This window comes from Acetomicrobium hydrogeniformans ATCC BAA-1850, assembly GCF_000160455.2.
Classification (GTDB): domain Bacteria; phylum Synergistota; class Synergistia; order Synergistales; family Acetomicrobiaceae; genus Acetomicrobium; species Acetomicrobium thermoterrenum.
On sequence record NZ_ACJX03000001.1, the window covers coordinates 95343 to 109839 of the forward strand.

Here is a 14497-nt window from a genome sequence, read left to right on the forward strand (position 1 = left end):
CAAAAACTTGACGCGGTCGAGAACAAACTTCTGCTTGCAGAATGCATAGGGGTGTTTTATAATCGAATACGCAGTGGGCGACTAGCTCAGCGGGAGAGCGCTTCCCTCACACGGAAGAGGTCACAGGTTCGAAACCTGTGTCGCCCACCATTTTTATTGGATTTCCTTAGGCAGACGCATATCCTCAATATCGTAAAGCCCCGATGCTATGGATAGGGCATCGGTGATACCGCACTCCACCAGGGGAGCGAGATAGTTAGCGCCTCCAAAGATCAACATATAACCTCGCGTACGATCTTTTATGCTCATCTGATATTTTGGCGGCATTAGATACCCCAACTCGAAAAGTCCGCTTATGTTGTCGTTTTTGCAGTCTTTGATGGCCTCCACGACCTTTTCGTACATAAAGGAAGGAAAGGTTTTGATGGCGGCCGTGACGCAGCCTTTCCCCGTGCGAACTGCAGACATCACGTCAGTGAAGCCTCCCCTTATCAAAAGCTCTCCCGGGCTCAAGGTAGTGCCCGAATGGGATATAACATCGACGAAGCCCTTGCCTTTGTAGCCCTGCAGCCTGAAAAGTCCTGTAGCAACGGTCTCCACATAGACGCCGCAGCGCCTCAAGGCCACATCGTAATTGGCCGAAGAAAGGCAAAGGATGGCGCAGCGACCTTCCGGAACCCTGTAGTTCCAAATCCTCTTTCCCTGGGGTAAGACTGCAACCAAGGGCGAGACGATGACGTTGGACTCAGACACCTCGGCCAACAACGACAGAGCTTCATCTTTTAGCTCCTCTGGAACGGAGGTGATGTTCACGATGACCTTGCCCTTGTTAGAACAAGGGTCCAGGTCGCTTTTCATGATCAGCATTTCCGTCTCCATGGAAGAAAGGCCTATGCGATCGAAGACGAAGATGGCTCTAGCCTCCTCGCTGCCTTCTACGGTAAGCATCACGCCCTTTCTACCAAAGCGTGTGATGAGGCCTTCCTTCTCCAGGTTGGACAGGTGGTAACGAACGGTTCTGTCATCGATGGAAAAACCGCGCTTATCGAGCTGTTCCTTCAATTCGACAGAGGTCAACGGATCCTCCGAAAAATAGAGGCTCCTAAGTATCTCTATAACTGTTGGCGGATATTCTTCTGCGTTGTTTCCCATCGGTATCTCCATCGGCTATCAACTCCCGTTGTATCTGTATAAATTTCAGCATTTATATTAGTATATCTCAAGAAGGTATGGCAAATCGGAGAGCTGTCAAGCGACGCTCAAACGTAGCTCTCCGATTTTTGCGATTTAGTTAAAAGGCCAATCCCTAGCTCCGACGGAAGAACAGAGCCTTAAGGAATGTATTCGGGCAAAAACGCCTTTTCAAGATCTCTATATTTATTAAAGCCTATCAACTCTTTAAATTCCCCGAAGGGGACCACGAGGTCCGTCTTTCCTTCGGCGATACCGTCTTTTATCACATCGAGGTAATTGACCATGCCCTTTATGGCAGCGAACAAAGGACCTACGGGGATGCTTATGCGAGCTACTCCCATCTCGCGAAGCTCGTCAATACTGATAAGAGGAGTCTTGCCGCCGCTTACGGCATCGAAGAGATTAATGCTAATGGGTGCCTGAATCTCCCTTGTTAATCTTTTTATGTCTTCTTTGGTGCGGGGAGCCTCGATGAATATTAAATCCGCTCCCGCTTCAGCATAGGCATTGCCTCTGCGTATGGCCTCCTCCACCCCGCTCACGGCTATGGCATCGGTCCTGGCGTTAATGACGAAATCAGGGTCCAATTTCTTTTTGACCTCTATGCAGGCCTTTATCTTGAGCACCATTTCCTCCATCGGAATTATCTGCTTTCCTTCAAGGTGCCCGCAACGCTTGGGGAAAACCTGGTCTTCTATATTCATTCCCGCCGCACCCGCTTTTATGAACTCCTCCGTAACCCTCATGGCGTTTATTGCGTTGCCAAAACCTGTATCGGCATCCACCATGACGGGTATGTTCACCGCATCTATTATGTTTTTGGAAAAACTTAAGGCCTCGGAGAAGGACAAAAAAGCCATATCGGGAAGCCCGAGGTAGGTAGCCGAAAGACCGAAGCCGCTGACCTGACAGGCCTTAAAGCCTGCGCGCTCTATGAGCTTAGCGGAAATAACGTCGTGAGCGCCAGGACAAACGAGGGCTTTTCTTTCCAAGATCATATTTTTTAACAAGGTCGATTTCTTCATGCAGACGATCCCTCCAGATCAATTTTTTTGCTGACCATCTTTTCTATTATCAAAAAACCGACGGCGACGGCAAGCCCAATCATCGAATAAAGATGATGGGGAAAGAGCAGCAGCACCCCTCCTGCGAAAAAGAATGCTCTAAACAAAAGGTTCACCTTGCTGTTTATGTGTCCGAAAAAGCCGTAGGCCATGAATATTGCTCCCAAAAAGCCGGTGACTGCACAGATTAAAATCTGCATAGGCGTCCCCCTGCCGACGAAGGCGGGGTTCCAGACGAAGAAAAAGGGCATGATAAAGGCCACGATGCCCAATTTCACCGAATTAATTCCCGTCTTAAACCAGTCGCCCTTTGCTATGCCTGCAGCCACGATAGCCTGGGTACATGTAGGTGGTGTTAGACCGCCGAGCAGCGACCAATAAATGAAAAACAGATGGAGCGCCACAGCATCAGCTCCGAGCCTGAGCAGGGAAGGAGCCAGAATGGAAAGGGAGAGGACGTAAGTGGGAACGACGGGAAGCGAAGTCCCCAAGATAAAGGGGACGAACGTGCTTATAATCAGGGCGAATATGAAGCTGTCCTGCCCCACGCTCATTATCAGGCTGCTTATCTTGGGAGCTATGCCCGTTATCCCCACCATGTTTACCAATATGCTGACCGAGACCAGTATGGGAACGATCCTGGCAAGGCTTATGCCACCTTCAGCCAGAGCAGCGATCATTTTTTTTATGCTTTTCATAAGTCCGCTTTCGGGAATTTCATTTATGAACATGAGAATTATGGTAGAAAGACAAGTATAAAATCCTGCGGTAAGGAGTGGCCTCCCGACGGCAACAAGGCCAAGCAAAATGACGATGGGAATAACAAGACAGGAGAGGCGCCTGAAGGTCAATATTTCCTTCCACTCGGGAATCTCATCTTCCGGCACGGGAGCCAGGCCCAACCTCAAGGTCATGAACTGCACGCCGGCATAGACACTCGTGTAGTAGAGGACGCAGGGAATGATGGCGTAACCTATTATCTTTAAATATGAAATTCCCAAAAATTCGGACATCATGAAGGCGGCGATGCTCATTATAGGGGGAGTGATGCCGCCTCCTGTAGAGGCGACCGCCTCAACGGCTCCGGCAAAGTTGGGAGGATATCCCAGTCGTTTCATCATCGGTATGGTGTAGCTTCCCGTGACGGCGACGTTTGCCACTCCGCTTCCCGATATGCTTCCAAAAAGCGCGCTGGCCACTATGGCAGCCTTGGCAGGGCCTCCCTTCCATTTGCCCGTCAATGCAAAGGCTATATCTATGAAGGTCTTCCCTCCCCCACCGGCCGACAACAAGGCCCCAAAGATTATGAAAAGGGATATGAAGGTGGCCGACATGGCGGTGACGCTACCGTAAATACCTAAGGGGGAGAAATAGATCGAGTTTACTACGAAGTTCCAGGACAACCCTCTCAATTTCCACATTCCGGGAAATATGTCTCCAAAGAGTGCGTAAAATATCAAGCCGGCAACAATTATCGGGATGGCCCAACCCACGGCCCTCCTGGTAGTATCGAGGATTATGACGGTTAAGGCGATCCCAAGCAACAGATCTAACATATCTGCGCTTCCGGGATACATGTAAATATTTAGCGTCTTGATGTATATATTCACATTTGCCGCTATTATGAAAAGAAGTTCTAAGATGTCCAGCGTAGTCAGCCTGTTCGTCTCGTACTTTTTCTTAAAGGGAAACACCAGCGCGGCCAAAGATATGCCGAGGCCTACGTGAATCGCCCTAAGCTGCAAATCGAGCAGGTGAAAAAATATCGGGACAGTAAGCTGCGCCACGGAAAGCGCTACAGCCAACCAAAAGATGACGGAGGTCTTCACATCGGGAGCATCGATTCTGTCTTTGGTCATGTCAAACATTGATCCTCCTTCTCATATCCCCTTATATCAGGGATATATATAGGGCAACCGACGAGAGATATACCATCCTGAATGATCGGCTGCCCCTTTGCCTTATTTGGGTCTACTTTTTGTATTCTGGAGGTATAAACCTCTCAGGAACTTCGATGCCCCTTTCCTGGGCGTAACGTATCAGACCTGCATGAGCGTAAATTTCACCGCCCTCAGGGACGTTTTCGAAGAAATCTGCCACGGGATCCCAACCCTTAATTGCGGGATAGGCGGATGCCACTTCATCGAACCCTTCGACGTAGGCTTTAACGATTTGATACCCGATTTCCTCGGGCAGATTGACCGATGCTACGGCCCCTACTATGGCGCACTCTTCCATGACGGGTCCCACGTCCGGCAACTGCTTGATCTTGCCCTTGGGCGTCTCGAGGAAGATCATGTAGGGGTAACGCTCCCTTATCTTAGCCACGTCATCTTCGCTGTAACCTATAACCGTGATGGGAAGGGTGAGGTTGACCTCGATCATGGAAGCATCCAGGCTGTCCAAGGGTGATGTCTTTTGAAGTCCCGCTATCCTTCCGTTTTTCAAGGCATCTATGGCATCTCCGTAGGCTGCAGGAACGAGGTCTATTCCGACTTTAAGGAGTTCGTTAAATTTAAAGACATAGTCGGCCGATGCGGAGCCTGGGATGCCGGGGCTGAACTTCTTGCCCTTCAGCTCTTTAAAGGTAGTGACGCCTGAGTCCTTTCTCACATACAGACGATCGGCAGTAATATTGCGCATGAAAAGCCAGCGAACGTCTTCCCACTTCTCCTTCTCGAAGGTATCCATGCCCTTCACCATTTGATAAGCTGAAGGCAGATCGACACATAACGCAAAATCGAACACACCCGACTTGATCTTTCTCAAGTTATCGAGGGCCGCGCCACTTTCGATGACCGTAACCTGAATGTCGTTTTGGGCCTCGTTTATCACGTTTGCCGTAGCGACGCACCAGGCATAGACCCCCGAGGTGGAGGACGTGCTCCCCATGTTGAGGTATTGTTTTTCCGCCATTGCCGGCGAAGTTAAAAGACATAAGGCTATGGCGAAGAAAAGGAACCAAAATCCTTTCTTTTTCATCTTTCTCCCCTCCTTAAAATTATGACTGCTCAAAATATCTTCCCTTCAGGACTCGCTCCATACCGCTTTCTCGAATTTTGACCGTACACTTATCCTGCCGCGAAATCCCCGTACTTCTTAAGGTAAGGTACCAATCCTCCTTCTTTTAAGATGGCTTTCATGATATCGGGCATCTTTTCCGTGGGAATTTTTATTTCCTTAGATATGTTCAAAACAAACCCGCTTTCCAGGTCCACCTCAAGTTCGTCTCCGTCATCTATTTCGTCGGTATCACATACCAGGGCGGGAAGGCCGATGTTGATGGCATTTCTGAAGAAAATCCTGGCAAAGGACTTCGCCAGCACAGCTGATACGCCCGATTCCTTTATAGCGATGGGAGCCTGTTCGCGCGAGGATCCGCAGCCGAAGTTTTTGCCCGCCACGACCATGTCTCCGCGCTTCAATTTCTTCGAAAATTCGGGGTCGATGTCCTCGAACAAATGGGCTGCCAGATCGTTTAAATTCAAAGTTTTTGTGTATTTGCCGGCTATTATGTAGTCGGTGTTTATGTCATCGCCAAACTTGTGGGCCTTTCCCTTCAATAAAAGATCGCTCATCTTCCATCACCTTTCTGCCGACTTCAGTCCAAGTATTTTCTGGGGTCGGCTATTCTGCCCTCTATCGCCGAAGCTGCGCACGTAGCGGGTGAGGCCAAATATATGTTCGATTTGTTGTTGCCCATTCTGCCCTTGAAGTTTCTGTTAGCCGTGGAGATGACGTTTTCTCCCTCTCCCGGCACACCAAGATGTGTGCCCGGACAGGGTCCGCACCCCGGCGGGATGAGCGTAGCTCCTGCTTCGACCAGGGAGGCTATGATGCCCTGCTTTGCGGCCTCAAGCATAACCTCCCTCGAAGCGGGACATAGGAGCAGCCTGACAGAATCATTTACCTTCCGCCCTCTTAGGATACTTTCGGCTTCCTTTAAATCCTCCAAACGTCCGTTGGTGCAGGTGCCTATGAAGACCTGCTGTACGGGAATTCCGATGGCTTCGTCCACGGGATGGACGTTGTCGACGGCGTGGGGAAAGGCCACCTGAGGTTCGAGGTTAGCTGCGTCGATATGGAGAACATCTATGTAATTTGCATCTGCGTCGCTCAGCTTGGGAGTAAAGAAACGAGATGAACGGTGGCGAACCCATTCGAGCGTCTTTTCGTCCGGCGGGACTATTCCCCCCTTGGCCCCTGCTTCGATCGCCATGTTACAAAGCGTCATCCTGCCTCCCATTGACATGTCGTCGATGCAGCTGCCTGAAAATTCGAGACAGAGGTAGTCTGCCCCGTCGGATTTCAATATTCCTATGATGTGAAGCATGAGGTCCTTGGGATAGACTCCACGGGTTAGCCCCTTTTCGACGACGATCTTCATGGTTTGGGGAACCTTAAGCCATAATTTGCCCGTAAGGAGCACGCCGCTTGCGTCGGTTGATCCTATGCCGAAGGAAAATGCCCCGACGGCACCGTAAGTGCAGGTATGAGAATCGGTCCCGAGGGCGATGTCGCCAGGCAAGACCATCCCCTTCTCCAGCATCAGTTGATGGCAGATCCCTTCGCCGACGTCAAAGAACCTTATTCCCTGCTCCTTCGCGAAGCTTCTCAACATGTCGTGGAGACCGCTGATCCGTTCGTTTGGGCTTGGCGTGGCATGGTCAAGGACGAAGGCAACCTTTGTGGGGTCCCACACCCTTTCCCTTTCAAATTCCCTGAAGGCCTTGATCGCAAGCGGGCCCGTGGCGTCGTGACACATCAACATATCGACGGGTACCACGCAATAATCTCCTGCCTTAACTTCTTCGCCGACGTGACCGGAAATTATCTTTTCGATAATCGTCTTTCCCACATCGATGCCCCCTGTCGTCTCTTTCGTATAGGAGTGAGCGATGTTTGAAGGTAAGATAGTTGTTCAAGCATGCAATATTGGAAGTGTCTTTCCATTGATTATTTTAAAAATACCACTAATATAATTTTTGTCAATAGTAGGATGGCATGATTTTTAGTGATATCGATGATGTCTCTTAATATCCCTAGGGCGAACAAAAACATCATTAGTATAACGTAGAGTATAAGGTAGGTTCCGGCGATCTTTGAAGGCGAGAGACCTCTGTATCTCCTTCTTCCCGCCGCGTACTGAGTTAGTTCCCTTGCTTATCAATAAAAAGAAATTTCATAACCGGCCCAATACACATATATGCATAGTATCATTTGGTCAAAGACAAATAGATAAATTTTTAGCGATATAACCCTTTTTCATATATTGACTTAAAGGTAAAGGAGTGATAAGCTCGACAAAGATAGGAAATATATATCCGCTATTATGATGCAAAGGGCATCACGATCGGAGGGATCGAATTGGAAAAGGTTTCGTTATTGGTGTCAACGGGAAATTTGGGCGATAACATAATCGAGGAGGGATCCTTTTACGAAGGAGTGAAACGTCAGATCGATTGTTTCGCCGCAGATGCCGGCACTGCCGATGCAGGTCCCACCTTTTTGGGCGCCGACATGCCCCATAACCCAATCGAATGGGAGGAACACGACCTAGAACTTCTCCTGGTAGAAAGCAGAAAAAGAAACGTCCCCATGATAGTAGGCTCCTGCAGCACTACGGGCACGGACAGCGCAGTGGACAGATATGCGGATATCATCAGAAGGCTGGCCACAAAACATAAGCTGGAGCCCTTCAAAATGGCCTTGATATACTCTCAGGTCAGCAAGGAGGAGCTGCAAAGAAGGCTCAAGGATATCGAACCTCTCGAAGCTCCCTACGAACTTACCGAAGAAGTCTTAAACGAGACGACAAACGTAACGGCATCCATGGGCATAGAGCAGATCGTACATGCCCTGGAAGAAGGCGCAGATGTAATTTTGGCGGGCAGGGCCTGCGACGACGCTGTCTTGGCGGCCTACCCCATCTATAAGGGCTTCCCCAAGGGTATCAGCTTGCATATGGGCAAAGCTGCCGAATGCGCATCGCTGGTCTGCTGGCCCCAGATGGTGAAGGAATCCATCATTGCCACGGTCACCAAGGAATACTTTTCGATAGAGCCGATGCATCCGGCACAGCGGGCAACACCCCACAGCGTGGCGGCCCACTCGATGTACGAGAGGACAAACCCCTTCGTACAAGGAGTGCCCGGCGGCATCTTAGACATGCACGAATCCGAGTACGTCGCCGAAACGGACCGCATCACCAGGGTTTACGGAAGCAAATTCGTCCCTTCTCCGGACGGAACCTACAAGGTGAAGCTGGAGGGAGCCGGCGAGGTGGGCTACAGGGTGTATCACCTGGTCGGCATCAGAGACACCAGGGCCATCGCCAACATCGACCAAATATTGAAGGATACGCGTAAAAAGGTCTCCCAGATAATAGGACCCAATAGGGATAACGATTATCAACTGTATTTTCATATTTATGGCAAAAACGCGATTATGAAGGATTTCGAACCGCAAGAGCAGATAACAAGCCACGAGCTCGCCATAGTGATCGAAGCCATATCGAAGGATCAGGAGTTAGCCACCTCCGTGGCAAAGTGCGCCAAATTCCGCTTTTTCTACATGAGCTATCCCGGGCAGATGAACTCCTCCGGCGGATCGGTGGCGCTTCTTACGGACGAACCGCTTTATCCCAAAAACAAATGTTATAGATGGACGGTAGACCATCTGTTACGCCTTGATGATCCCTTGGACGACAAGATATTCAGATTCTCCTTTGAAACTGTCAGGGGAAGGTAACGATGAGCAAGCCGAGGGACGAAAAGGACACATTGCTCTGCAAACTTTCCCGCTACTACGCCTCGCTGTCGCACGATGACGTTCCTGCCAAAGTCATCGAGAAGGCAAAACGTTCACTGGTGGATTTCTTGAGCGAGCTGGCTGCGGGTTTCTATGTAGGTGAACTCGCTGAGGTGGTAAATCCTTACCTTGTGGAGCTAGGCGGCAAACCTGAGTCGACTTTGCTTTGTGTAGGCAAAAAGATACCTGCCCAAAACGCCGCCCTCGGGATGGGAGTAATGGCCCACGCTATAGAGCTTGACGACGGCCACAGGTGGGGAACGTCACATCCTGCCGTGGCAATTATGCCTGCCGTGCTGGCCATGGCCGAAAGGGAGAAAAGCTCCTACGGCGAAATCCTTTTAGCCATCGTCATCGGCTACGACATGATGCTTCGGACGGCCAGGGCGATAAACCCCGCGCACCTTAAAAGGGGATTTCATTCGACCGGGACATGCGGCTCTTTAGGCGCTGCTGCAGCATGTGCCAAGCTTTTAAACTTGGACGAAGAAAAGACGGCTTACGCCATATCAATGGGCGGACTTCAAAGCGCAGGATTACAGGAAATGCTTCACGACCATCCGGGCGTGAAGCCCCTTCAGCCCGGAAAGTCTGCCTCCGCCGGCGTCCTGGCTGCAGACTTGGCAAAGTGCGGCGCCAAATCCCCCAGGACCCTTTTTGAGGGAGAACACGGCTGGCTTAAGGCCATGTGCGATTCAAATTACTCCACCGAAGCCCTTATAGGAGACCTTGGAACCCGATTTGAGATCCTATATACTTACACGAAACTTTATCCCACCTGCAGGCACTGCCACGCCGCCATAGACCTGGCACGGGAGGCCAGAGAAACGCTATCCTGTGATCCGGCCGATATTGAATCCATCGAAGTCAAAACTTACAGGCTCGGCATCGTGGAAGTTGGCCGAATACAGGTGCCAAAGACCCAGCAAGAGGCCATGTTCAGCCTGCCCTTTGCCGTAGCAATAGCATTGACTCGAGGAAACGTCACGCTACAAGACTATACACCTGAGACGTTAAGCGATCCGAAGCTCATCTCCTTGGCAGAAAAAGTTAATGTAATAGAAGATGAAAAATTAAACGACCTGTACCCCGAAGAAAGGGGTGCCCATATGAAAGTAGTTTTAAAAGACGGCCGAAGCTTTGAAAAATACATCCCCGTCGCCAAGGGAGAGCCGGAATTTCCCGTCACCGACGATGATTTAAAGAAAAAGTTACAGGCTATGTTATCACCCTATTACCCCAACGCATTTTTCGAAGGCTTGTGGACAATGACGGTAGATGGGGATATTGAAACTCGAAGTTATGAAGAAACCATTGAACACTTTGGGAGGTATTGTTCATGAAGACAAAAAATGTTTGTGATTTGGCTCGAACGGTAAGAAGCAAGAACGCCGGGAGCTTCATGATAACCCTTGAGATAATATTCGACGACCGGCAAGTGTACGAAAAGGTCAAGAAGAGCGGCGCTATAACCAGGGAAGCAATAGCTAAGGCCTATAACGTAGAACCCGAAAAGATCTTAGACTTCATGTTCTTCGATCCGGGCATGGGCATCAAGGCAAATTATCAGCGCCCGATCCCAAGCGGCGGACCTGCCGAAACGGATGTCTACGGCTGTCAACAGTACGCTCCCCTCTTTTCCCTGGAGATACCGTGGGAGGACTGAAGATGACCAAAAGCGTCTCCGAAAGGCTGGCAGATTTCGTACAAAGGGCTACTTACGAAAACTTGCCCAAAGAGGTGGTCCACCAGGCTAAAAGATGCCTTTTGGATACCTGCGGAGCCGTCATTGCGGGAAGCTATCACTCGACGTCAGGAAAGATAGCTCAAAATTACGCAAGGTCCCTGGAGGAGCCGCCCAAGGCTACGATAATTGGAACGAACATCATGAGATCTCCTCAAACGGCTGCCTTCGCAAACGGCATCGCAGCGCACGCTCTGGAGCTCGACGACGGCTCAAGGCATGCAACTTACCATCCCGGATCCTCGATTATACCTTCCTCCCTCGCTCTATGCGAGGCGGAAGAAAAAACTGCTCGGGATTTGATCGCTGCCATCGCCGTTGGCTACGAAGTCTCCATAAGGATAGGAAAATCCATGAACCCACACCACTACCTCAAGGGATTTCATCCAACGGGAACGGTCGCTCACTTTGGCACGACGGCAGCCTCCTGCAAAATATTAAACTTAAGCGTCGAAGAAACGGTCAACGCCTTAGGGCTTGCCGGAAGCCTGGCATCGGGCATCAATCAATACGAGATAGACGGCTCTTTAGTGAAGCACTTACATCCTGGTAACGCTGCAAGAAACGGAATCTTGACTGCCCTACTGGCTAAAGAAGGCCTGACGGGCCCAAGGGGCATAATCGAGGGGCGTCTCGGGTTCTGCCACTGTTTCTCTGACCGATACGACATCTCATCCATAACGAAGGGCTTGGGCAGCGAATACGACATATTGTCCATTTACTTCAAGCCATACCCCTCCTGCAGATATGTCCACTACGCAAACGAGGCTACATTGAACATTCTAAAGGAGCACCCCATGAGGGCAGACGACGTCGATCATATACACATCCTCACACACCAAAACGCCAAGCAGGGATCTGATATCCCCGATTACCAAACGGTCTTGCACGCACGCTTGAGCATCCAATACGGGATCGCCTCAATATTAGTCAGAGGCAAAGCCGGGCTTCAGGAGTACACGGAAGAGGCGATAAAGGACCCAAAGGTGCATGAAATTGCAAAAAAGATCACCATAGAAATAGATCCTGAAATTCAAAAGCTATACCCGAATCCTAGGAGCATGATCGTTCAAATTAAGGATAAAAAGGGCAATATCTATTCATCGCGCGTAGATTATCCAAAGGGTGACCCGGAAAATCCAATGTCAGACGAAGAATTGACAGATAAGTTCATCGACGTCACGGAAGGGGTAATTTCAAAGAAAAGACAGTCGGAGATCATCGAAAATACGTTACACGGATCAGCCGACGCGCCGGTAAGAAGTTTGATGAAACTGTTAAGTTTCTAAGGCATATTTTTAAAATTAATAGAGGGGGAAAAGAAGATGTCGGAAAAACAGACAATGAGCAGACGGTTATCGGAATTCGCTGTCAGCCTGAAATACGAGGACATTCCTTCGGAGGTGATGGAACACCTCAAAAACGTCATGCTTGACGGTTACGGGTGCGGGCTTTTCGGATCCACCACCCCGTGGATGAGGATCTATAAAGACGTCCTGACGGCCAGGACGGACAGAAAGGAAGCCTCCATATGGGGAACGAAGGACAAAACTTCTGTCACCGCCGCCATGATGATAAACGGCTCGGCCATAAACTCCTTTGAGCTCGACGACACGCATACCGACGGGATAATTCACGTTTCCACAGGCGTTTTGGGATGCGTCACCTCCTTTGCCGAGATGCTTGAAAGCGTAAGCGGCAAGGAATTTTTGGTCGCCGCCGCCCTGGCCTACGAAATATCCTGCCGCGTGGCCGCACCCATCGGCATGGAGCTGGCCCATCAGGGATTTAACAACACAGGAACCACCTGCGTATTCGGTTCGACAGCGGGCGTGGGAAGGCTGCTTGGCTTGAACGCTGAGCAAATGCAACACGCCATGGGAATTTCAGGAAACTGGGCAAGCGGCCTGCAGGCCGTACAGTTTGCCTCCATGGCAAAAAGGATAGTGCCCTCCAAATCCTCGGAAGGAGCCATCGTCGGAGCTTTGCTCGCCAAAGAGGGCTTCACGGGGATCGAAGATGTCTTCGAAAACGAATTCGGAGGATTTTACCACTGCTTCACCGACAGAGTCTACAACGAAGAGAGAACCTGCGGCGAATTAGGCGACCGGTGGGAGCTCATGGGCATCGGACTTAAGTTTTACTCCACTTGCCGAAGCAAGCACACGACCATAGACGGCTTGAGAAAGTTCAGGGCAGAACATCCTGAGATAAAGCCTGAAGACATTAAAAAAATAGTCGTTCATACCACATCCATAACCCGAAAGTACTCCGTCGACGCAGACGATATCAAAAGCGTGGTCTCAGCCCAATTGAGCCACCCTTATGTCTGCGCCGTTACGCTCATGGAAGGGAACGCCTTCATCGACCAGTTCACGGAAGACAAGATCAAAGATCCCAAGATATTGGAGTTCGCAAGAAAAGTAGAAGTCGTAGACGATCCTGAAATAGAAAACCTGCCAAGGGCTCTTCGCTACACCGTGAAAATAGACATCCACATAAACGACGGACGCGTGTTCAACCTGGAGGTAAATTATCCCAAGGGACATCCCAAAAACCCCTTCACTAAGGAAGAGTTGCTTTGGAAGTTCAAAACCCTGGGCTACAAGGCAATCCCCGACGACAAAAAACTCGACAAGATCGCCGAGGCCTTATTTAACCTGGAAGAAGTCAAAAACGTCAAAAACTTCGTGGAGCTTTTGAGGAAGGAATAACTTTTAAATACCGAGCGGGACAAGATAACCGCTCGGTATTTTTATCGAATATCACCTATCATCGCAGGGGATAAAATTTCCTTTTGAGCTCGTCGGTCCCGTATTTATCATATGGGTTGTATTTTCATTAGGAACTGCGGTAAGCATAATTATCGTGCTATTCTTTTAAAATATTCTCAAGTTGTATTTTCAAGGTAGGAAGTTCCTGCTTGATGACACCCCAAATAATTTTCAAGTCTATGTTAAAATACCCGTGAACAATCCTGTTTCTAAGGCCGACTACCTATTTCCAAGGGATGTCTTTATGACGAGTTTTAATGTCGTCAGGAATGTGCCCAGCGGCTTCTCCTATAGTCTCGAGATTTTTTATAACTGCATCGACCGTTTTGTCGTCTTTTTCGAAAAGTGTAAAATCCATGTCGCCGGTATATTTTTCAACCTTTTTGATGCATTCTAAAACGCCTTCAACGTAAAGCATCCAGTCCCTTTTAGACATAACACAAATCTTCCATGACGTACTCTTTCCTGTTGGGCTTTATGCCGTCAGGTGTCGTAAGATTGACTTTTATGCCCAGGATGTCTTCCAGAAAATCGGCAAGGCCGAAGAACTTGAGACCCACGGGCTCGCTAAACTCGACCATGATGTCGACATCGCTGTCTTTGGTCTGTTCACCGCGGGCATAAGAACCAAAGACAGCGATGCTTTTTACCTTGTACTTTTCTTCAAGCTCTTTCCTGTGGCTGTTTATGATTCTTTTTATCTCTTCAAGGGTTTTTGGCTTTGTTTTTTCTTCTTTGGCTTTGGGAACTTCGATCTCAAAGGGGAAACGCCCTTCTTCGGCAACGCGGACTAAAAACATGCGCACTGCGTCAGAAAGGGTGAGCCCCATACCATCTAGGACACGTGCGACCCTCTTCTTTGTTTCGCTGTTTATTCGCACCCTGATCATCGAATCGCAGGTTCGTACCAA

The 14497-nt window shown here is 49.6% G+C and carries 12 protein-coding genes, 1 tRNA gene and 1 pseudogene; 6 read left to right on the forward strand and 8 right to left on the reverse strand.

Going from position 1 to position 14497, the window contains the following annotated elements:
- Positions 1-75 precede the first annotated feature (75 nt).
- Positions 76-150, forward strand: a tRNA-Val gene (locus HMPREF1705_RS00555).
- A 3-nt stretch (positions 151-153) separates the two neighbouring features.
- On the opposite strand, the gene HMPREF1705_RS00560 is transcribed toward HMPREF1705_RS00555, so the two are convergent.
- The 6 genes from HMPREF1705_RS00560 to HMPREF1705_RS00585 all read right to left on the reverse strand — a co-directional run bounded on the left by HMPREF1705_RS00560 (position 154) and on the right by HMPREF1705_RS00585 (position 7116).
- Positions 154-1164 (reverse strand): DUF128 domain-containing protein, encoded by a 1011-nt coding sequence (locus HMPREF1705_RS00560; RefSeq protein ID WP_009200666.1) that lies wholly within the window; start codon positions 1162-1164, stop codon positions 154-156.
- 167 nt (positions 1165-1331) lie between these two features.
- Entirely contained in the window at positions 1332-2219 is an 888-nt protein-coding gene (locus HMPREF1705_RS00565) for an isocitrate lyase/PEP mutase family protein (RefSeq protein ID WP_009200665.1), read from the reverse strand.
- Complete coding sequence (locus tag HMPREF1705_RS00570; RefSeq protein ID WP_111089620.1) at positions 2216-4117, reverse strand: TRAP transporter permease; 1902 nt, start codon at positions 4115-4117, stop codon at positions 2216-2218. Before HMPREF1705_RS00570 ends, HMPREF1705_RS00565 begins: the two co-directional genes overlap by 4 nt.
- 112 nt (positions 4118-4229) lie before the next feature.
- Positions 4230-5240 carry a TAXI family TRAP transporter solute-binding subunit gene (locus HMPREF1705_RS00575; protein ID WP_009200663.1) on the reverse strand — a complete coding sequence of 337 codons (1011 nt, stop codon included), beginning with the start codon at positions 5238-5240 and terminating at the stop codon, positions 4230-4232.
- Between the two features lie 89 nt (positions 5241-5329).
- Positions 5330-5836: a 3-isopropylmalate dehydratase small subunit gene (locus HMPREF1705_RS00580; RefSeq protein WP_009200662.1), complete on the reverse strand. Its 507-nt coding sequence runs from the start codon at positions 5834-5836 to the stop codon at positions 5330-5332.
- Between the two features lie 23 nt (positions 5837-5859).
- The gene (locus HMPREF1705_RS00585; protein WP_009200661.1) at positions 5860-7116 is read right to left on the reverse strand and encodes a 3-isopropylmalate dehydratase large subunit; all 1257 of its coding nucleotides are present in this window, start codon (positions 7114-7116) and stop codon (positions 5860-5862) included.
- A gap of 509 nt (positions 7117-7625) precedes the next feature.
- On the opposite strand from HMPREF1705_RS00585, the gene HMPREF1705_RS00590 reads away from it, so the two are divergent.
- From HMPREF1705_RS00590 to HMPREF1705_RS00610, 5 genes are read left to right on the forward strand one after another with little or no spacing between them, the layout of a single operon-like run.
- Complete coding sequence (locus HMPREF1705_RS00590) at positions 7626-9008, forward strand: acyclic terpene utilization AtuA family protein (RefSeq protein WP_009200660.1); 1383 nt, start codon at positions 7626-7628, stop codon at positions 9006-9008.
- Positions 9009-9010: 2 nt separating this feature from the next.
- Positions 9011-10411, forward strand: a complete 1401-nt coding sequence (locus HMPREF1705_RS00595; RefSeq protein WP_009200659.1) for an MmgE/PrpD family protein — start codon at positions 9011-9013, stop codon at positions 10409-10411.
- The gene (locus HMPREF1705_RS00600; RefSeq protein ID WP_009200658.1) at positions 10408-10734 is read left to right on the forward strand and encodes a DUF4387 domain-containing protein; all 327 of its coding nucleotides are present in this window, start codon (positions 10408-10410) and stop codon (positions 10732-10734) included. Before HMPREF1705_RS00595 ends, HMPREF1705_RS00600 begins: the two co-directional genes overlap by 4 nt.
- A 2-nt stretch (positions 10735-10736) precedes the next feature.
- Positions 10737-12101 carry an MmgE/PrpD family protein gene (locus HMPREF1705_RS00605; RefSeq protein WP_009200657.1) on the forward strand — a complete coding sequence of 455 codons (1365 nt, stop codon included), beginning with the start codon at positions 10737-10739 and terminating at the stop codon, positions 12099-12101.
- Positions 12102-12137: 36 nt separating this feature from the next.
- Entirely contained in the window at positions 12138-13526 is a 1389-nt protein-coding gene (locus HMPREF1705_RS00610; protein ID WP_009200656.1) for an MmgE/PrpD family protein, read from the forward strand.
- Positions 13527-13683: 157 nt separating this feature from the next.
- Here HMPREF1705_RS00610 and HMPREF1705_RS10990 read toward each other — a convergent pair.
- Both HMPREF1705_RS10990 and HMPREF1705_RS00620 read right to left on the reverse strand, forming a co-directional pair.
- A pseudogene (locus HMPREF1705_RS10990) lies at positions 13684-14022 on the reverse strand (HepT-like ribonuclease domain-containing protein).
- Complete coding sequence (locus tag HMPREF1705_RS00620; protein ID WP_187366923.1) at positions 14015-14497, reverse strand: type II toxin-antitoxin system RelB/DinJ family antitoxin; 483 nt, start codon at positions 14495-14497, stop codon at positions 14015-14017. The pseudogene HMPREF1705_RS10990 and the gene HMPREF1705_RS00620 overlap by 8 nt, the downstream one beginning before the upstream one ends.